The organism is Algoriphagus formosus (assembly GCF_002807035.1).
Classification (GTDB): Bacteria; Bacteroidota; Bacteroidia; order Cytophagales; family Cyclobacteriaceae; genus Algoriphagus; species Algoriphagus formosus.
In genome coordinates, this window is the sequence record NZ_NIUC01000001.1 from 452,477 (window position 1) to 473,382 (window position 20,906).

General features: G+C 40.4%; 17 protein-coding genes. 3 read left to right on the plus strand and 14 right to left on the minus strand.

Features of this window, described 5'->3' with window-relative positions:
• Positions 1-344: 344 nt before the first annotated feature.
• The 8 genes from CDH51_RS02060 to CDH51_RS02095 form a co-directional block, all read right to left on the minus strand.
• The gene (locus CDH51_RS02060) at positions 345-776 is read right to left on the minus strand and encodes a hypothetical protein (protein WP_100627025.1); all 432 of its coding nucleotides are present in this window, start codon (positions 774-776) and stop codon (positions 345-347) included.
• Positions 773-1,603: a hypothetical protein gene (locus CDH51_RS02065; RefSeq protein ID WP_157807022.1), complete on the minus strand. Its 831-nt coding sequence runs from the start codon at positions 1,601-1,603 to the stop codon at positions 773-775. The genes CDH51_RS02060 and CDH51_RS02065 overlap by 4 nt, the downstream gene beginning before the upstream one ends.
• On the minus strand, positions 1,600-3,039 hold the full coding sequence (locus tag CDH51_RS02070) for a tetratricopeptide repeat protein (RefSeq protein WP_100627027.1): 1,440 nt from the start codon (positions 3,037-3,039) through the stop codon (positions 1,600-1,602). The genes CDH51_RS02065 and CDH51_RS02070 overlap by 4 nt, the downstream gene beginning before the upstream one ends.
• Entirely contained in the window at positions 3,014-3,451 is a 438-nt protein-coding gene (locus tag CDH51_RS02075) for a hypothetical protein (protein WP_100627028.1), read from the minus strand. The genes CDH51_RS02070 and CDH51_RS02075 overlap by 26 nt, the downstream gene beginning before the upstream one ends.
• Before the next feature lie 100 nt (positions 3,452-3,551).
• Positions 3,552-6,536, minus strand: coding sequence for a sensor histidine kinase (locus CDH51_RS02080; protein WP_100627029.1), 2,985 nt, complete (start codon positions 6,534-6,536; stop codon positions 3,552-3,554).
• Positions 6,529-7,260: a LytR/AlgR family response regulator transcription factor gene (locus CDH51_RS02085; protein ID WP_100627030.1), complete on the minus strand. Its 732-nt coding sequence runs from the start codon at positions 7,258-7,260 to the stop codon at positions 6,529-6,531. Before CDH51_RS02085 ends, CDH51_RS02080 begins: the two co-directional genes overlap by 8 nt.
• Before the next feature lie 685 nt (positions 7,261-7,945).
• Positions 7,946-8,530 carry a hypothetical protein gene (locus CDH51_RS02090; RefSeq protein WP_100627031.1) on the minus strand — a complete coding sequence of 195 codons (585 nt, stop codon included), beginning with the start codon at positions 8,528-8,530 and terminating at the stop codon, positions 7,946-7,948.
• A 139-nt stretch (positions 8,531-8,669) separates the two neighbouring features.
• Positions 8,670-9,125 (minus strand): GNAT family N-acetyltransferase, encoded by a 456-nt coding sequence (locus CDH51_RS02095; protein ID WP_100627032.1) that lies wholly within the window; start codon positions 9,123-9,125, stop codon positions 8,670-8,672.
• Positions 9,126-9,368: 243 nt separating this feature from the next.
• On the opposite strand from CDH51_RS02095, the gene CDH51_RS02100 reads away from it, so the two are divergent.
• Positions 9,369-10,724 carry a metal-dependent hydrolase family protein gene (locus CDH51_RS02100; RefSeq protein WP_100627033.1) on the plus strand — a complete coding sequence of 452 codons (1,356 nt, stop codon included), beginning with the start codon at positions 9,369-9,371 and terminating at the stop codon, positions 10,722-10,724.
• A gap of 78 nt (positions 10,725-10,802) precedes the next feature.
• Here CDH51_RS02100 and CDH51_RS02105 read toward each other — a convergent pair whose 3' ends face one another.
• From CDH51_RS02105 to CDH51_RS02130, 6 genes are all read right to left on the minus strand, one after another.
• Positions 10,803-11,306 (minus strand): CIA30 family protein, encoded by a 504-nt coding sequence (locus tag CDH51_RS02105; protein ID WP_232724726.1) that lies wholly within the window; start codon positions 11,304-11,306, stop codon positions 10,803-10,805.
• Positions 11,307-11,540: 234 nt separating this feature from the next.
• Positions 11,541-11,801: a hypothetical protein gene (locus CDH51_RS02110; protein ID WP_026945698.1), complete on the minus strand. Its 261-nt coding sequence runs from the start codon at positions 11,799-11,801 to the stop codon at positions 11,541-11,543.
• Positions 11,802-11,833: 32 nt separating this feature from the next.
• Positions 11,834-13,276, minus strand: coding sequence for a TolC family protein (locus CDH51_RS02115; RefSeq protein ID WP_100627035.1), 1,443 nt, complete (start codon positions 13,274-13,276; stop codon positions 11,834-11,836).
• A complete protein-coding gene (locus tag CDH51_RS02120; RefSeq protein WP_100627036.1) occupies positions 13,269-16,520 on the minus strand; it encodes an efflux RND transporter permease subunit in 3,252 nt (1,083 codons plus the stop codon). Before CDH51_RS02120 ends, CDH51_RS02115 begins: the two co-directional genes overlap by 8 nt.
• 28 nt (positions 16,521-16,548) lie before the next feature.
• Positions 16,549-17,637, minus strand: a complete 1,089-nt coding sequence (locus CDH51_RS02125) for an efflux RND transporter periplasmic adaptor subunit (protein ID WP_100627037.1) — start codon at positions 17,635-17,637, stop codon at positions 16,549-16,551.
• A gap of 114 nt (positions 17,638-17,751) precedes the next feature.
• Positions 17,752-18,168 carry a hypothetical protein gene (locus CDH51_RS02130; protein WP_100627038.1) on the minus strand — a complete coding sequence of 139 codons (417 nt, stop codon included), beginning with the start codon at positions 18,166-18,168 and terminating at the stop codon, positions 17,752-17,754.
• A gap of 532 nt (positions 18,169-18,700) precedes the next feature.
• Here CDH51_RS02130 and CDH51_RS02135 point away from each other — a divergent pair.
• Together CDH51_RS02135 and CDH51_RS02140 are read left to right on the plus strand one after the other, a co-directional pair.
• Entirely contained in the window at positions 18,701-19,687 is a 987-nt protein-coding gene (locus tag CDH51_RS02135; RefSeq protein WP_198514247.1) for a fatty acid desaturase family protein, read from the plus strand.
• Positions 19,688-19,697: 10 nt separating this feature from the next.
• Complete coding sequence (locus CDH51_RS02140) at positions 19,698-20,900, plus strand: DEAD/DEAH box helicase (RefSeq protein WP_100627040.1); 1,203 nt, start codon at positions 19,698-19,700, stop codon at positions 20,898-20,900.
• Positions 20,901-20,906: the final 6 nt, after the last annotated feature.

The following is a 20,906-nucleotide window of genomic DNA, read 5'->3' on the forward strand; positions in this document are numbered from 1 at the left end:
GCTAGAAAAAAAGCCGATTTCATAACAAAATCAGCTTTTCAAAATTACTAGGAAACATTTATAATGTTGGAGCATGATAGCCTTTCAAATTTCCATTCGGATGTCGCGGACAAGGAACGGAGGTTAGGTTGGCAATGCTGTTATTCGTGGCACCGCAGTATTTGCAGGTGTACTGCGATTTGAGGCTGCCCTCATAGAGCTTGTGCTTACCCCTATTTGGGCCATTGGGATGGCGGTAACAAGGCACAGCGGTAAGGTTAGCAATTAGGGGAAATTTTGTTCCGCAGTATTCACAGTAGAAGGTGGACATGGCAAATGAGTTGATTGAAGAAAATTCTAAAAGCTTATTTTACACTTAGTTTGGCCACCATACGTTCGATTCCTGCTTTCGCTCGCTTTACATTAGCGAGTGCATAGGGAAGATCGATGTCATTGTTTCTTACGTGGTGTGCTTGGCCAAGCCAATATTCAGGATCATGCTTTCCTTTCGACTGATTGATTACCCTCGTGGTTACTGCCACATTATCTGGGCAATTGACGACCAAGGCAATATCTGCATCGGATAGCAAATGCTTGTATTTGGAGTGCAGCAATTCGGACGGAAAGATATGCTCGTAGTCATAAGGATCACCTCCATAAAGTGTCTTGCCGGTATAGCAATCCTTATAAATAGCTCTACCATTTCCACGGGTTATTGCTTCAGCATGCATCGCAGCTTTCACTTGGTTAAAGACCTTGTCTATTTCGGTGCGGGAGTATGGGCGGAGGTAATTCATGATTCATAGAGTTTTGTTTGACTTATTTTATTATATTCAGAGCAAATGGAACCAAGGAAAATAATTTTATCTACAACATCATCGGAAATTTGGAATTTTTGATTTAAAACAAATTTTTTGAATAAAACAAATTCATTTTCATGAAAAACATTATTTATTATATCCAAATATTGTATCGAAAAAGTCTCATTTGCTTTAATCAACGTCCTAGCTATCTCATTGGCCCTTAAAGTATCACTATATAAGATTGGAAAATAATTAGAAATTTCTGAAGCGGTTTTAAACAATAACTGAGTATTGAAATTTATTTCTTTCCGTTTATTATTAACCTCTTGATTTAACTTAATTATTCCTCCAATAGAATTTGTAATTGCAGAAACTGCAGTTGCAACAGCAGTAATAATGAAGTCTTCTTTCTTTGGATCTTTAATCTTGCCTAACATATTCAAATTTTTAGAAGTAGTTAAAAAAAAATCTTCAGAAAATTTACTTAAATCAAATTGAGGAATATCAGTTTTGGCTCTTCTTACCTTAGTAGGAACATTTGCACCTCCTTTAATTTGCATAACGTCCTGAATTACATCAGCTGGATTATCTTTTATTTTATTTTTAATTAGTAAAAGGATTGTTTTAAATAAAAAAATATTCTTTTCAGCTTTATTTCTTTGGTTTTTTAATATTTTAAAAGCTGCCTTCTGAGATTTTAAAGATCCCTCAAACTCTTTTACTAAAGTTAGAAATACGAGCCTTCTTTCTTCAAATTTTTGAAGCTCATTTTCCATTCTACCATATCCGCCTAATGTAAACACATTCTTAAAAAAACTCATAATCGGCTAATCAATTGTTCTATGTTTAATTTTCTTATTTCTAAATCTTCAACTATAACTCCCAAATCGTTTAATTGATCATTAAGAGTTTCTTTAGTCATCATCCTTCTTTCATTTTTAATACTTAAAAATGTTTGAATCGGAATTGTCAAAAAATCTAATAAGAAATAAACAATTAACAGGTTAATAAATAATGATGAAAACTTGTTATTAGTCAAATTTAATTTCACCTCTTCATAATAAAAACCAATATAATATAAATCGAAATAAAAATAATAAGCAAATAATAAGATTATCCCTACATGAACTAAAAACTTGTAATAAAAATTTAAATAAATATTATGTAATCCGAAAGGGAGTACAAAATAAATAAAAAAAGCTTTTCTTATTGATTTTCTATCAAAATCCTTTGATTTATAGTTTTTAGAATAAATAAAAAAAATGAATGAAATAGATAAAATAAATAGACTTAATGGCAAAACCTTTAAAAACCAGTTTAGATTTTCCCATTTAACTTTTAATCCAGTTAATGATGATGAAATAGCAAAATCAGATTTACCCATTTTTTCAAGTAAATAAGCCTTTTTAAAATGAGAATTATAATCATTTGGAGCAATGGAATTTTTTTTATCCAGATAATTTAAAGCTGCTAATAGATCATTTTCAACAATAAAAATATTCGAAAGAAAATAGTATGTAGAATCTAAATATTTATTATTTTTCTCAAGCTTCAAAAAACGGGATTTTGCACTATCAATTTGATTAATTTGATAATTAATTTTACCAAGAATAAAATCAACAGTATCTTTTTCATTGCCTTTCAAAAATTCAATATTTTTGTAATAAAAATTTAAACTGTTAACCATATCGCCAATTTCATAATAGTTTATTGCTAGGTTTCGAATAGCTACTTGAGAAGTTGAATCCAAAGAATAAATGGTTAATAAATCTTTGATTGCTAGTTTTTTATCATTTTTTTTGAAATACTCAGATCTTAAAATTAAACCAACTGTATCTGTAGGATAACTTTTCAAGTAAATGTTAATATCATTTTCAAATTCATCATATTCCTCCAGTGCAATATTCACTTTTGCTCTTAATAAATATCCAAATGAATTTTCACCTTCTCTATCAATAGCAATTGTAAAATTTTTTTTTGCTTTCTTTAATCTTCCAGAACCTAAATACGAGTTTCCTTTAACTATGTAAGCATAAGGTATTGTATCCTTAATCTCAATTACTTGATCAATTAATTCAATAGCTTCTTCATATCTACTTAGTGAATTAAGGGAATCAGCCTTTAATATTAATTTATTAATTTTATCATCTATTTCCTCTTTTGTTTCTTGACTACAAGAAAATAAAGTAACTAGAAATGATAGAAAAAAAAATATTCGAACAAATGTTAGCTTAGAAATCAAGGTGTAAAGTTTCATTCTTGTTACTTAATATTAATTTTATTTTTCCAATATCCTCAAATGGTGATTTGGAAATTATATCGGAAGCTCCTTTCAAAGCAAAGAAAATCCCCTCTTTATCATCATTTTTCAATGCATGGTCTAGCGCTTTAAAATGTTGTTCTAAAACACTACTCCTTTCTTTAAATACTTTTTTAATTATATATTTATTTTCTTTATAATCATAGGCCATTTTTTTTAGCATTAGGTTTATTCTTTTCTCTTCAATATTTATCTTTTTTCCTTCATTGAAAGTTTTAAGCAATTCATTTCCCAAGGTGCCTACCTCTATTAGATCTTGTTTATTTTTAATTAAATCTTGAGGGATATTTTCAAAAAAACCTGATATTTTTATAGCTGCTTTCCCTATATTCTCTAATTCATTCTTCATGTTCTTCTTCCTTTTTAAGTTTCCTCAATGTAAATAATAAAAGAATTATAATTCATTCAATATTTAATTGCAATACAACAATGTACATCCGCACTCTTTTTCAGGACGAATAAAAAATCCTTACCTCGACTTTGGTACCCCAGGAACCGGAACTAATCTTCAAACTGTCCTCGGAATAGCCTGGAAGAAGCATCAATTTCTCACGGATAAGCCGGGTTCCCCTTGATTCGTGAGAGCTGCTACTTTGACTGATTCCGATTCCATTATCCTCAACTGTGCAGATTAGCTGAGAATCCTCTCCCAGTTCATAGCGGATAGATAGCCGTGGATTTTGGTGTTCGACAGGGAAGGCATGAACAAACACATTCTCCACCAGGGGCTGAATCAGCATGGGGGAAATAAAAATCTCATCAGCCTTCTCCAGTGCATTTCCCTCGATCTTCCAGTTGACCCGATCGTCCATACGCATATTTTCTACCTCAATGTATTTCTTCAAATAATCGAGTTCTTCTCGCAATGAAATCTGGGATTTACTGCTTTGATCTAGCGTAAGGCGAATCAGGGCCGAAAATTTCCCTAAATAATTCAATGCCTGATTCTGATCGTTTTTTAGAATGAAATACTGAATGCTGTTGATCGCATTGAAAGTAAAATGAGGGTTCATCTGGGATCGAAGGGCTTCTAGCTTCAGTTCAGTCAGCCGTTGATTAATTCTTGTTTCGGCTCGAAACTTTGCACTTCTAACCCGATAAACGAACAAGAAAATCCCCGCCATACTAAAAACTAATAAGCCGATAAACCATGCCTTTAAGTAGATTGGTCGGTCGATTTGGAATGAAAGCAGATTGGTTAGCTGCATGACGCCTGAGTGGTAATCCCAAACTTCCACCTCCAAATCATAGGTACCCCAAGGCATATAGGGAAGCTCCATGATTGGTTCGGTAAAGTACTCGGTCCATTCGGCATCTTTCTTCAGGCGATATCGATAAGTTAATTTCTCCGAGTAAAGTGCACCGGTGGGTTTGAAGCGGATGAAAAGCGTATTTTGATCGGACTTCAACTCCAAACGCTTTCCCTGAAAAACAAACCAATCGAAATTATCCTTAGAAATTGGTTCATGATTGATTTTGAGTTCAGTGATTCCGAGACTGATGTCTTGAGGTTTATTTTTGGTAAATCTGGGAAGGTCGACTTGGTAAAAACCCTTATTCGTTCCAAGGTAGAGTTGATCTCCTATTCGCTTAGCGCTATGAAAAACTTTCTGATAAAAGCCCTGTTCATCATCCAAGAAGCTATTTTTATCCCCATCGAGCAGGTGAATTCCTTTTTCGGTGATGACAATGATGACATTTTCATAAGTTTCTATTCCCAAAATGGAACTGCCCTGAAGCTCATCCTTGCCCCAATGCTTTAGAATTTTGAAATCAGGATAAGGCTTGATTCGATACAATTCCCCGAACTCAGTTCCAACCAGAATATCTCCACTGGATTGGATTTGATGCAGTGATTTGAATTTTTCCTCCTCCCATATCCCATCTTCCAGATAGGATCGAAAGCCATCTCCCTCCCACTGGTAAAAGCCGTGGAAGACCGAAGCCAGATAGGTTCGGTCCTTTCCTGTCACCACCTTGGCGATCTGAAGAGGTGTGTGAGCCTCATCAGGATGGAAATAGGTATAGGAAAAGGTATCTGGATTTTCATAGATCCGAACACCAGCATAGGGGTTGGTTTCTAATAGTTTTCCATCAGGAGTAAAGCCCATGCTGTAGCAATGGACGGGAAGGTAGGTTCTGATATTCCCTGATTCATCAAGTTTAAATACCCCCAAATTCGTATTAGTCCAGAAAAAGGAATCCCGGTAGTGAAGCTCGTAATACTCTAAATCTTCCGCCTTGATACTCGGCTCCAATTCAAAAAAGCCGTCCATGTGTTCAGGAATTTTTTCGGGGTTTTGGCGATAATAATTTTGCTGAACGGCTTTGAATTGGACATTATTGATTACGATCCTTTCTCTATTCGAAGGCCTGAGTTCTATTCCTTGAGGATGCAAAAAGCCCAATAGGCCAGGCCTACCGGCAATTCCTATGACTTCGCGCTCCTCAAAAGGGTCATAATTTAGCGTTCCGTCGATTCGAACCTGATATAGGCCTTTATCCTGCGAACCAAAAAACAAGAGACCCCGATCGGTATCTAAGGCACCAGCTTGAATATATTTGGAATCAATGCCGAATTGCTCATTTAAGTCTTTGAGCTGACCTTTTTCATATTGGAAAATCCCCCCGTCCTTGGTGAAGAGACCTGCGGCCAAAAGAAAAGTCTCCTCATTTGGCCCCAAGACCTTTTTCCAAAAAATCGAAGAGGGCTGAGAAATAGAAGGGCTTTTGCCTGCTTCAAAGTCTACCTGAGAAATAGTCTTCAGGCTTCCTTTATCTGCTAAAAGAAGGTTTTCCCCTTCCTGAAAAACCCCATAAATCGGGAGCCAACCGTTGATTTTTCGAGTTTTCGGGGATCCATTTTCCCAAAAAATCTCATATGAGCCACTTCGATAGGTACTGTAAAATAGCTTGCCATCCGCTTCCCAAAAACCTGTTGTATAATTAAGGTCTGTTCCCTTGGCGCTACTCGGAATAGTAGATACCTCTAGGCTTTGAAGATCGATTATGCTTATTCCATCCTCTGTACCGACCAGCATGGAATTTTGATAAGGATAAAAGTGACGAATGCGATTATCGGCCAAACCATCACTTTCCTGGATTTTCCGGAATTCCTTTCCATTGAAAAATGTCAATCCACCACCGTAGCTTCCAAACCAAAGGTGATGATTTTTATCCTCTGCAATGGCCCAGCAGCTATTGAATGCTAAGCCATCTTCTTCATAAAAATTTTGAAAAAGACCATTTTCGAATTTGGAAATACCGTTTTCGGTACCAATCCATAAAATGCCTCTTGAATCAAGCAAAAGCGAACGAATGGCATTGTTTGGGAGTCCTTCCGCCGTGGAGTAGGTCCGTGAGGGAAGCTGCTGAGAATATCCAAACCAGGAGATCAGCAGCAGAAAAAGTAAACAGACAGCCCTGCTATGCAAAACGCTTGGTTAGATTGGAATTTTTGCGAAGCGAAACAGAAAGCTTTTCCCCGCTCCGAAGAATCAGGTAATTTTCTGCCCTATCGTATCGAAGGATTTTGCTCAAATTCACGGTGTAAGATTGGTGTATCCGCACAAATCGTTGTTCAGGCAGTTTGGATTCCACTTGACCGATAGATTTGGAAATCAATAATTTGCGATCTCCCTCAAGGAACAAGTAAGTGTAATTACGGTCCGCTTTGAGGTATTTGATTTCATCAAATTGAACAAACTCCAGACCTTCTGATGTCGAAAAAGCCACCATTTCTAACCCATCTTGTGGATGGCCCAGATTTTCTAGGAGCATCTGTATCGGATCGGCTTTTTTGGTTTCCTGATAGCGAATCACTGATTTTTGAAGCTCTAGGGAATCAATCGGTTTCAGGAGGTAATCAAACGCAGCATATTTAAAGGCTGTCACCGCGGGTTCTTGATGCGCCGTAGTAAAAATCACCTCAAAATTCCGGTTGGGTAGGACTTCCAATAGGGCAAACCCATTTTTCTGAGGCATTTGAATATCGAGGAAAACCAATTCCGGTTCTAATTCTTGAATTGCAGGAATAGCCTGATCCACCGAATTGCAAAGAGATAGGAATTCAAATTGACTGGGAAAAAGTCTTTCCAGAAGCATTTTCAGAGTTTCCAAAGCGTGGCGTTCATCATCCACTAAAATCGTCTTAATCATATATTAGTTAAGCAAATATCTAAAATGCAAAAAAAATAGGTGATTTCCTCACCAATGTACAAGTGAGTGAAGCTTAGGAAAATGTGAGGGTAAATTTTGTTTGATTGTCAAATCACAACGCCGACGTGAGTGTCTTCACTCACGTATTGAGTTTTTCATTTATATAAGACTGCTTCGCTTCACTCGCAGTGACGGTTACCGCAGAGGTGAGTATCTTCACTCGCATTTAAACAAAATTACCAATCACCGCCTAGGAAACTAGCATTAACCCCGTCATTGCGAGGGCCACACCCTAATCCAAAAACAATCTGGAACTGTTAATGGCCCGAAGCAATCTCATAATTTACCCTTCTCTTCCTTGAGACTGCCTGCCCTCCGGGAGGCGGGCTTCTCCCGATTCTCGGGATCGCAGTGACGGTAAAACTAGTATTTCACCGAACGGAGTGAGGTATATTTCAGGAGGCGAAGCCGACTGTATTTCGCCGAAGGCGTATATCTTTTCATTTACGAGACTGCCTGCCTCCCGATTCTCGGGATCGCAGTGACGGTAAAACCAGTATTTCGCCGGACGAAGTGAGGTATATCTCAGGAGGCGAAGCCGACTATATTTCGCCGAAGGCGTATTTCCTTTCACTTTTCAACGCCGTCGTGAGTGTCTTCACTCGCATTTAAACAAAATTACCAATCACTTCCTCTGCTCGATCTCTTTGATATTATTGGAAATGGGTGAAATGCTGATGGACTTTTGATCCTTTTGAATATGAAAAATAAAAGTGCTGGTATTACCGAGTTTTCTTACCTCCTTCTTGTCTCCATTCAAGAAATGTAAAGTAACGTTATGCTCAATTTTGTTTTCAGCAATATTGGACCGCTCTTTCATTCCCTTCCCCAATCCATAGCCTACGAAAGCTGCCAAAACCATTACAGCCATAACGAGTCCATAAGCCGTCAAACCGTTTATTCCTTCTTTTTTGGGTTCGGAGTTTTTGGCGTTTTTCCTTCCTTTTACAACCATCAAATAGTAGAAAACCGAACCAATTACGACTAAAAAAACCAAAAGGATAGGCTTATCTGTCAAAATAGCAATCGGCCCTAGCAGCACGTCCAAAATACTGGCATAACTAAGAAAATTGATTCCGATCAGTCCATAATAAAGTGACTCAGCCAAAATCCCCAAAATCAAAATATAGAGATAGCCCAAAGGAAGAAATTCGGAAATGGTAAGTTGCGAGTCAGTAGACTCTTTTTTAGAGGAGGTAGGAAATATCATATTTTCTCGGTCAAAAGTACTTCTGAAAATACGCCGTGAAAATTAAAAATGAAAATCTGGAATTTTCATTGTTGAACACGGAGCCTGAAGCATAGAGTATCCCTTGAACAAATCTTGAAACTTTCGCAAATGAGAGTTCTCACGGAGCAAACTGATAAACCATCTCGATATGCTCAATCCCATCCTCATCGTAAACCTCACCTTCCTCTCGGAAACCTAATGATTGGTAAAACTTCAAGGCATAAGTTTGAGCACCCAAACGGATGGGGACAGGGCCAAAGAGCTTTTCACAGGCAGCGATAGCTTCCTCCATCACTTTTTTACCAAGGCCTTTTCCTCGGTAAGCCGGAGCAGAAACTACCCGTCCGATTGCTACCTCCTGATAAGAGAGTCCTGCGGGTACTATTCGGCAATAGGCAACTAGTTCTTCCCCTTGATAGAGGCTGAGATGCTGGCATTTTTGATCCTTATTATCCAAATCCAAAAAAACACAGTCCTGCTCCACCACAAAAACCTCACTTCGAAGTCGAAGTATTTGATAGAGTTCTTCATTGTTAAGTTGGGAAAAAGTTCGGAGCCGGGTTTCAAGGTTCATTTTTCTAGCCTTCTTTTCAGTTTTGGTTTTTAAACCAACGAATATAATTCAAATCTCCCACCGATAAACCCACTTTCCTCTGAACGGAAGAATTTGAGCAATTATAGAAATTCAATTGAAAAATGAGGAAAGCAAAACAAGAACCTTCACTTTCTGTTAAATTTACTTGAAGACCTAGGAAAACCTTTTATCGTTCTAAACCCTGTCTCTCTTTTTCAATTCTAAAATCCATCCTTTTTACTTATGTCTCCTTTCTCATCATTGATCAAAAAACTCAGTTCTTTTATCCTTTTCAGCATCCTTTGGACTCTTTCCTTTCCTTCTTGGTCCCAAGATCAATCCAGAGTTGTATTTCAAAATGTTCGAGTTTTTGATGCTAAGAGCATGACTCTATCCGAGCCGCAAAATGTACTTGTGGAGAACAATATGATCGCGCAGATGGATAAAGCTTGGACAAAAGAAATGCGCATTGCCCCGATCAAAATCAAAGGGAAAGGGAAGACCTTAATTCCTGGATTGATTGATGTGCATGTGCACTTGGTTTTTGGGTCCTTAAGTATGGTACAAATGATGTCGCCTGGATTGAATCAGGAGCTAATTCTCGAAAAATCCGGTAAAGGAGCAGAGGAAATGCTGCTTCGGGGATTTACCAGTGTTCGGGATGTAGGTGGTCCTATTTTCCCTCTCAAAAGAGCCATTGACCAAGGAAAAATACAAGGGCCCAGGGTTTGGCCAGCTGGGGCTGTGATCAGTCAGACGGCTGGACATGGGGATTTTCGAACTCCTGACGAGCGCTCACGGAAGTTCTTCGGAACTCCATCCCGAGCCGAACTATTTGGCGCCACCTTTATCGCAGATGGAAAGCCGGAAGTTTTGACGGCTGTTCGAGAAAACCTTCGATTTGGGGCCAGTCAGATCAAACTGATGGCTGGAGGAGGTACTTCTTCCGCTTATGACCCCATCGATGTCACCCAATACACCCTGGAAGAAATGGAAGCGGCTGTAGAGGCGGCAGAGGATTGGGGAACTTATGTGACCGTTCATGCCTACACAGACCGAGCGGTTCAAAAAGCCATAAAGGCCGGTGTCAAATGTGTGGAACATGGACAAATGGTTTCGGAAGAAACGCTAGAGCTTATGGCTGAAAAGGGAATTTGGTTGAGTTTACAAAACTTAATGGAAGATAGCCCAAACATGGACCCTGCTCGAAGGGAAAAAAGAAAGCCGGTTTTGGAGGGACAGAAAAAAGTTTGGCCGATGGCAAAGCAGTTAGGAGTTCAAATTGCCTGGGGAACAGACTTCCTATTTGAACCAGAGCTTAACAAAGAGCAAAATGCTTACATTCTCAAGCTTCAGGAGTGGTTTTCGCCTGCCGAAATCCTCAAAATGATTACCTATGACAACGCACGCCTTTTAGCTTTATCAGGTAATCGAAGCCCTTACAAAGGTCAATTGGGGGAAGTAAGCCAAGGTGCTTTGGCAGATTTGATTCTAGTGGATGGCAATCCTTTGGAAGACATCAATCTATTGGCTCAGCCAGAGGAGAAATTTTTGGTGATTATGAAGGATGGAAAACTGATTAAAAACAAAGTGGATTGATACCAATAAACCCCTCTTTTTGTCTCCAATCAAAAGATTTTTAATAAAAGCGTTGAGGTCTAAAGCCCAGGAAAGTTTTCAATAAAACTTCAAGTAATCGACCCAAAGCTCAAAACTACCCTCCTGCTTATCGGCCAATATAAAGCCAATCCGCTTAATCCCGGCAAGTTCCTTAGGATCAATTCCTTTAGCCATCGTATTTCCCATTCGACTGATTTCCAGATCTCTCAGGGGAATTTTCAAGGTTTGCCAGTCCTCACTTTTTTCCCCGAATTTCTTCCGGTATTTTGGAAGATAAAAAGGAGTTTCTTTCTCAATCAGCAATTCAAATTTGCGGTCAGTGTCAGATTTGTATCGAATTTCGCAAAAGGAATATTCAGATAAATCATAATTGCCCATAGGGCCTCGGAGAGAAACAAAGCCTCCGTTATTTTTCAAAGAAACTGTTCCGGAAAACAGGACCGCATCATCGCTCAATTGAGCTTTGGATTCGGAGAGGCCACCCATGACACCATCATTGATAATTGACCAGCGTCCAAAATCCTTTCCTTCACCAAAATCGAATACTAGGGGTTCGTTCATTTTTTGAGGGTAAAGAAATAAATATATAAATCCAAGGATAGCCGCTTTCCACATACCATAGAAATAGGATTACAGCTGGAAATGTTTACTGGTCCTTCCAGTTTTGGGGCTTTGAATTCAAAAAAGAAACCATTTAATCAAAGACTAAATGGTTTCGAAATTAGATCTATCTTTTTACCGTATTTTCAAATTGGATAAGACAGTATCCAATTACCCTTTCGAGATTTTCATGGGTCATGGAATAGCCGGTCCCTTGGGAAGGGCATGACATCCGATCTCGAATACTTTCTCTTCAATAAGCGAAATAGGAACTAGGGTATTTACAAAGACGGAAATCTCAACTGGATAGGTCTCTGCGTGAATTTCAACGCGATCGATTTGCTCCAAATTTGTCAATGCATCCTTGATTTTTGTGAGATCTTCTTGGCTATTGGTATTGACCAAGAAAGTTTTCCCTAGATCCCCTGGTAAGATGTTTTCTGAGAGTAAATTCATGATTTTGTTCTTTTTTAGCCTTGAATAATATACTAATTAATTTGCCATCCTCCACCTAAAGCTCTGTATAACTCCACCTTGGCTTGAAGCTGACTTAGCTTGATTTCCACAAGCTCCATCTCGGCATCCAAAGCCTCTTCTTGCGTAAGGAGAACTTCTACATAATCTGCTTTCGCAAATTGAAACAAGCTGTTTGCAACTTCGACAGACTGCCTTAGCACCTCTACCTCACGGGATTTGGTATCAAAGCTATTGGTGTAATTCTCCAACTTGGCCATTTGATTAATTACATCGGTATAAGCGTTCAAGATGGTTTGTTCATAGGCAAAGACCGACTGAATTTGCTGAGCCGATGCCATGTTGAATTGCGCTTGAATTGCCTTCCGATTGATCAAGGGAGCCATTAGGTCTCCTGCGGCATTGAAGATCAAGGATTCAGGATTGAAGAGGTAGGCTGGATTGAATGCTTGATAGCCAATTCCAGCCCGTAAATCCAACTGAGGGTAGAAGTTTGCTTTAGCCGATTTCACATCCAACTTGGCCGCTGCGATCTCCAGTTCAGCCTGTCGAATATCCGGTCGGTTTTCTAACAATTGACTAGGAATTCCAGCCTGTAGGCTATCCAGCTTTATTTGCATCATGTTTTCAGAATGCCGCGGAATAGCCGTAGGATAAGCGCCAGTCAAGAAATAGAGACGGTTTTCAGTCTCCACCATTCGCTGACGAATCGCATATTGCTGGTTTCTGGTATTGAGTAATTGCGCTTCAAACCGATTGACAGCTAACTGATTTGCTTTTGCATACTCTTTCAATTGCCTGGCCTTTTCCAGAGCATCCTCTTGAATAGCCAGGTTTTGATTGATAATATCGAGCAGATTATCCAGAGCCATCAATTCATAATATGAGGTGGCTATTTCTCCTATCAGTTGGGTCTGCAAGAAGTTTTTACCCTCTGTTTTGGCTAGATATCGCAACTGTGCAGCATCCTTTGCATTTCTGAGCTTTCGCCAGATATCCACTTCCCATGAGGCTGTAGCTCCCAAAACGAAATCTCCAAGAGGTTCAGGAAATTCCTTCCCTTCTTTGATCTCCAAATTATGCTCGACAGCACCATCACGAGTAAACCTTCCCGGTTTTTCAGCACCTGCTCCTACACCTAAATTTACAAAAGGTTGATACTCCCCTTTCTTTTCCAACACCTCATTCTTGCCAATTTCAATTTCCTGCAAGACGATATTGAGCTCTTGATTGTGAAGCAAGGCTGTATCAATCAATGCGATCAAATAGGGATCTTCGAAGTAAGTTTTCCAATCTACAGCTGCCACATTGCTTGTATCCCCCTGAGCCGAAATAAATTCGTCAGGGAGCTTAGTATTTGCTTCCTTGAAATTGACTTGGGCAGATTTACATCCCCAGGTCCCAAGCAAGATCAAGAAGAAGACCTTTTTCCAAAGACTATATTTATTCCTATTCATTGTTTTTGTTTTTTCGGTTTGCGGCTTTTAGCAAGACATTGAGTTTTGCTATTTTTTTCAATAGAGACGCACTGGCTTGACCTTCTTCCACGTAGGCTTCGGATAGCGAAGAATGGGCCTCATCCTGAATGAGGTTTTTACCCTCAATCATTTTTCCGAAGGTGAAATAGAGACCAGGAATGATCAAAACACCGATCATCGTTCCTAAAAACATCCCTCCCATGGCGGAAGAACCAATCGTTTTGTTTCCAACAGCTCCTGCACCGTGTGCAATCACCAAAGGAATCAATCCGGCGATGAAGGCAAAGGAAGTCATCAAAATCGGACGGAAACGCATTTTGGCTCCTTCGATAGCAGCATCCAATACGCTTGCTCCTTCCCGGTGACGCTGAACCCCGAACTCAACAATCAATACGGCGTTTTTCCCCAGCAAACCAATCAGCATAATCATACCGATCTGTGCATAGACATCATTGGCTAAGCCCATGAGTTTGAGCATCAGAAATGATCCAAATATCCCGATCGGTAAGGAAAGTAAGACTGCAAAAGGCAAGACAAAACTTTCGTATTGTGCGGCTAATACCAGGTAGACAAAGAGTAGTACCACGGCAAAGATGTACACCGCTTCATTTCCTCTTCGGGATTCATCAAAGGACAAATCCTCCCAGGCAATGTCATATCCTTTTGGCAAGGTTTGGGCGGCAACTTCACGAATTGCCTGAATGGCATCCCCCGTCGTAAACCCTTCGGCAGGCAATCCTCGAATCGCCGCAGAATTAAACAGGTTATAGCGCGTAATCTCATTAGGACCTTGAGTCTTGTTTACCTTCATAAAAGAAGAGTACGGCACCATTTCACCTTCCTCATTCTTGACAAACAAATCCTCCAAATCCGATGGATAGCGGCGAAATTCCGGAGCTGCTTGAGTGTAAACTTTGAAGAACCGACCAAATCGGATAAATCCTTGCTCATAGGTACTACCGATCAAGATATTCAGGTTTTCCATCGCTTTACCAATGGTTACACCTTTCTGCATGGCAGCCTGATTATCAATTTCCAGGTGATATTGCGGGTAATTGGCCGCAAAGAAGGTAAACAAGCCTTTCAACTCAGGTCGCTTTCGCAAAGCAGCCAAAAACTCTTGGTTGATCTTGTCAAACTCTTCGTAGTCAGTTTCTCCACCTGTTTTGTCAAGCATTCGAAGTGAAAACCCGCCTGAAGAACCGAATCCCGGAACAGCTGGTGGCTCAAAGTATTCGACTACGGCTCCCAGGTCCTTGGTTTCCTCCTCCAATTCTTCCATGATTTCATGAACGGAATGCTCCCGTTCTGACCAGGGCTTTAGGTTTATCAAGCAAGTACCTGCATTTGATCCCCTACCCTCAGTCATGATTTCATATCCGGCAAGAGAAGTAACAGACTCGATGCCTTCTACCTCTTCAGCAATTTTCTGAAGTTCCTGGGCCACCTTATTGGTAAGTTCCAAAGTGGAACCTGGAGGTGTCTGAATAATGGCATAAATGGTACCCTGATCTTCATTTGGCACAAAGCCTGAAGGAAGGATGTCATTGGTATAAATGATCCCAGCGACAAAAAGCCCAAGAATCCCAAATGTGACTAGCCTTCTGGCAACCATCACATTGAGTACCCTGATGTAGTGACCAGTCAGCCTTTCAAAAAGCCGGTTGAATCCATCAATAAAGCGATCAAACAAGGATTTTTTACGCTTTCCATGATGATTTCTCAGAATCATAGCACATAGAACCGGAGTCAAAGTCAAGGCTACAATTCCAGAGATAATAATGGAACTCGCCATGGTAATGGAGAACTGTCGGTAGAAAACACCAACCGGTCCACCCATAAAGGCAATCGGAACAAAAACCGATGTCATCACCAGGGTGATCGCGATGATCGCACCACTCAATTCTCCCAAAGCTTTTTGCGTTGCTTTGTATGGAGTGAGTTTTGGATCTTCTTCCATTTTGGCATGCACCGCCTCGACGACCACGATGGCATCATCGACTACCACCCCAATGGCCAAAACCAAGGCAAAAAGGGTGATCAGGTTGATGGATAAGCCAAAGAGTTGAAGCACAAAAAAGGCCCCAACCAAGGATACCGGTACGGCTATAATCGGGATCAGCGTAGATCGCCAATCTCCTAAAAACAGAAATACAACCAATGCCACCAAAATAAAGGCATCCCGAATGGTATGAACCACCTGCTCGATAGATGCATCCAAGAATTTTGAGACATCGTAGCTATACTCGTAGTGAACGCCCTGTGGGAAATCCACTTCCAGTTCCTTCAATTTCTCTTTTACCTGTGCAATCACATCACTACCGTTACTATCGGGAGTTTGCTTCAAGACAATGGAAGAGGAAGGACGGCCATCCAAGTTGGAGTAAATATCAAAGAACTCACTTCCCAGTTCGACCTCGGCTATATCCTTTAATTTAATCAGTTCCCCTTCCTCATTGCTTCGAATGATGATGTTTTCGTATTGCTCAGGCTCGTTGAATCTACCCGAATAGGTCAACACATACTCCACTGACTGAGCTAATTTCCCGGAGCTTTGGCCTAGACGACCCGGACGGGCGATGACACTTTGCTCATCCATTGCTTCCAGGACCTCTTCAGCGGAGATTTTATAGGCTCGCATACGGTCCAATTTCAACCATACACGCATCGCATATTTACGAGAACCCAGAATCTGTGCCTGTGCGATTCCGTCTATCCGCTGTAATTCTGGAATAATTCGGGTATAGGCATAATTATAAAGGAACTTCTCATCGATATCAGCTCCTTCTTCCCCATAGATATCCACATACAAGAGCATACTGGGTTGGACCGGGGTGATGATTACACCTTCCCGCTGCACCAAAGGAGGCAGGTTTGGCATGACTTGATCCACCCGTGTTTTTACCCGGACTACTGCTTGGTTGGGATCTGTACCGGGTTCGAAAACCACCCGAATAGTACCCTCCCCTGCACTTGTGGCATCAGAAGCGATGTATCGCATTCCCTGAACACCATTAATCGATGTCTCTAGAGGAATCAAGGTTGATTTGGTCAATACATCCGCACTGGAGCCTGGATAGGCCACAAAGATGTTGACAGTAGTTGGCGCGATCTGCGGAAACTGAGAAATAGGCAGCTGGGTAATGGCAAGTAATCCCACAAAAACAATCATAAAGGAGATTACAATAGCCAATACAGGCCTTCTTAAAATATCTTTAAACATTTCTTTCGGAATTTAAGGTGATTGGTAATTACTCGGCATGTAGATGCAAGCCTTCCAAAACTTCGGTTGGATTGATCAATTCAAAGTGAATTTTCTTACCGTTTTCGACCTTTCGAAGGCCTTCCAAAAGAAATGTATCAGTAGACTTTAGACCACTACTGATCAAATAGATGTGATTGAGTTCGCCCTCAACCTTCACCTCTCTAGACTGAATAGTCCCTTCTTTGTCCACTAAATAGACAAACTTCTTGTCCAAAACTTCAAAAGTGGCTTTTTGAGGAATCATAGTCACCCCTTCCAATGGCTTAGGCCAAAGGATATTGCCTGTTTGACCATGACGAAGCAGGCCATTCGGGTTTGAGAAGGTAGCACGGAAGGCAATATTTCCGGTAGTGTTGTTGAAATCTGATTCGATGGTCTCTATTACTCCTGATTCAGAGAATAGACGATTATTTGCCAAACGGAGCTTGACAACCTCCAGGCTATCATTAGAACTCATGGCGTAATCCAGATATTCTGACTCTGGGACATTGAAATACACCCACATCTTGCTGTTATCAGAAAGCGTTGTCAGCAATTCGCCTTCATCAAGCAAACTACCTAAGCGCACTTCCTCAAACTTTCCGACAATCCCATCAAATGGAGCCCGAACTTCTGTGAAGGTAAGATGTGCTTGTGCCAAGGCTAGTTCAGCCTTTGCTTTTTCAAGTTGTGCTTTAGCTAATGCAGCTTCGTTCTGAGATACGATATCTTTGTCCGCCAGTGCCTTGATGTTTTCATATTCCACTCTGGCAAATTCAACCTCAGATTGAGCTTTTTGAAACTCAGCCTGATAAATAGTCGGCTGAATTTGGAACAGCAACTGCCCTTTTTTGACATGCTGTCCTTCGTCTACGAAGATTTTTTGAAGGTAGCCTTTTTCAAGAGCTCGCAATTCGATGTGTTGAATAGCTCTAATTTGGCTTACATATTCTTTAATAAGTACTGTATCTTGTTGTATGGGTTGGGACACCTTGAAGGTTCCAGCCTCTTCGTGTGTAGTATGAGAAGCGCCGCAAGAGCTCATCAAGAAGGCGCAGCCCACTGCAAGGAATAGTAAATTCCTGTAGGTTTTCATAATTGAATGAATTTTTAATTGTAGGTAAAAAGAAGTAAATCAAGTCCCTAAGGATTCATTGAGATGAGCAATAGGGACAGTTAGCGAGGGCCAAATAAGGCCAATCAAAAAATCCTACAATCGATAGACGCAGTGGAAAATATGAAGACGGTCTGTGAGGTCTTCAAAGAAATTTTTGGAATAACGAATAAAACGTGTTTGATCACGTCCAAGGCTTATAGAGAGAAGACAAGCAAGAATGGCTGCCAGCGCAAACTTTAGCTGATCTTCAAAGTCTGTAACCGATTCTTCAACCTGCTCGAAGACTTCATTTTCCCAAGAAAACAAAAAGCCTGCGCTTGACTTCAATTCATCAACATCGACAGAACTACCAGCATTTGCATCTTCTGAGGTAGAACTTAATTGGGAATTAAAGGAGGATGGATGATTTAATAATTCAAATCCAGAAAAAACGCCAGGGGCAAAAAGCGTAAACAACAATGAATAAATCACTGTCAAAAGAATTGCCGCCCGAAATGGTTTACGAATCATTACGGCAAATTTATTTGAATAATCTTCAATAATCCAAATGATTTATTTAAGATTTTTGATTTATAACCTGGATTTAAAACAAAAAGGAAAAATTAACTCTGAATTCCTTCTAATTAGGAGCGTTTACCTAAATATTTGAAAATAAATCGACAGGAGTAGTAGAATTTAATTTTCTTTAGCTACCTTTGATGCACCTGAGTAAGAAATTGCTACACGCAGCAAAAATATCTCAGGTAAATGTATCGGTAATTATCCTGCCACAAGTAGCAAATCAAGAGTTTTTCCCTCGGTCTTTCTTCTTTTCTTCTACTTTTTGATTCCCCCCTCTAGCAGAAAAGCTAATTGAAGAATTAAACGCCGCAGATTGATTTGAAAGTAAAATTTAGAAGTATCCTTAGTATTCTTAACACCCTTATTTATCAAAACCATTCGATTCTCGGAATCAGCTCTTTCTGATTTCTCCCTCACATTACGCAGTCGCGTAAACACCTATTTCAAAGACAAGCAAACTCACAAACATGGCAATACCGAAATGGTCATTAAGACTGTTTTTATGTTGTCGCTATATTTTGTTCCGATCATTATGGTCAGTACAGGATTATTGACTCAGACCTGGCAGCTTTTTGCAGCCTTTATCCTGAGTGGATTTGGAATGGCTGGAATAGGAATGGGTATTATGCATGATGCTATTCATGGCACTTACTCCTCAAATCCCAAAATCAATAAAATTCTTAGCTACACACTCAACATGGTTGGGGCAAATGCTAGCGTTTGGCGTATTCAACACAATGTACTCCATCATAGCTTTACCAATATCCATGAAGGCGACGATGATATCAATGCTCCGTTTTTCTTGCGCTTCTCACCTAACGTAAAGAAAAATAAACTTCACCCCTACCAATCTTGGTACACCTGGTTTTTCTACGGACTTTCCACATTATCCTGGGTTACCACAAAGGATTTTGTACGACTTGATCGCTACCACAAAATGGGATTGGTCAAAGGCAAAAATGCCTACAGAAATACTTTCCTGAAGATTATGGCCTGGAAAGTTGTCTACTTCGCGTTCACACTAGGAATCCCAATGATATTCTCACCATTCGGCGTGGGGCAGATTCTTCTGGCTTTCCTTGTCTTGCATTTCATTACGGGCTTATCGATTTCATTGGTATTTCAGACAGCTCATATTATGCCCGATGTGGTCTTTCCAGTAATGGACGCAAATGGTACCGTTGAAGGTGAGCGCATGATTCATCAATTGGTAACGACCTGTAATTATTCACCGAAAAGTAGAATATTCTCTTGGATGATTGGCGGGCTTAATTATCAAGTAGAGCATCACTTGTTTCCGGATATCTGCCATGTTCATTATCGGAAAATTGCACCGATCGTAAAGCAGACGGCAGAGGAGTTTCAACTCCCTTACTATTCCAAGAAAACCTTTTTTCATGCTTTGAAGGCACATTTCCAGATGCTCCATCACTTGGGCACTGTGGAAACTATTCCTGTAAAAAGCTAAACCACTATCCATGCAAACTTCAAAAAGAAATAATCGGCCTAATCCTTCTAGCCGAGGCTCGCAAGCGCCCAAAGGAAGGAGACCAGCCAAAGCAAAACCAGTCTCTAATCTTGACCCAAACCTGCTACGGAAATCAGCTAAGCCTGTGCTTACTGAACAGAAGCAGGAGAATAGACAACGATTCGATGAACTGAAGCTTGACAATAAAATTCAGCAAAACATCACAGCCAAGGGATATGAGTTTTTGACTCCTATTCAAGAGCAGGCGATTCCTGTTTTGCTACAAGGCAAAGACATGCTCGCCATTTCCCGTACGGGGTCCGGCAAGACAGCTGCCTTTCTGATTCCATTGATCATCCGATTGATGCAGAAGCCTCTAGCTACCTCTCTTCTGATCGTCACTCCTACCCGGGAGCTTGCGCTTCAAATTGGAGAAGAATTCAAAGGACTAAGTCGAGGAATGAATCTTCGCTTTGCCACATTTATCGGTGGAACGAACATCAATACTGACCTTAAGAATCTTGGACAAAAGCCTCAGGTAATCATCGGTACACCCGGAAGACTATTGGATCTATCCAATCAGCGGGCACTTCGATTAAACCATATCAATACCTTGGTTTTGGATGAATTTGACCGAATGCTAGATATGGGTTTTGTCCACGATGTGAAGCGACTGGTGGAATTGATCGGAAAGCGCGAACAGACGCTTTTGTTTTCCGCGACTTTGGATAAAAATCAGCGAAAGCTAATCGACGGGCTTCTTCATCAACCAAAAGAAATCCATGTAGATCCGGGAACTGCTGCCAACGAGCATATCGAGCAGGAAACTATTCGAGTGCCTGAAGGCAAAGACAAATTTGAGATGCTACAGGATTTGTTTAGTGACAAAGATTTGAAAAAAGTCATTCTCTTCACGGAGACCAAAAGACTGGCAGATCGACTTTGTAAGAAACTCAATCAAAACGGCATCAAATCCGGACAGATTCACGGGAATAAATCACAGAACTTTAGAAATAAGGTTTTGGATGAATTCAAAAATGAATCAATCCGGGTCCTGGTTGCGACGGATGTGGCAGCTAGGGGAATTGACGTGCAGGATGTCACGCATGTCATCAACTACCAACTGCCCATGACGATGGATTCTTATATCCACCGAATTGGACGGACGGGGCGGGCCGGAAAGACCGGTCGCGCGATCACCTTTATTAACTAAACCACG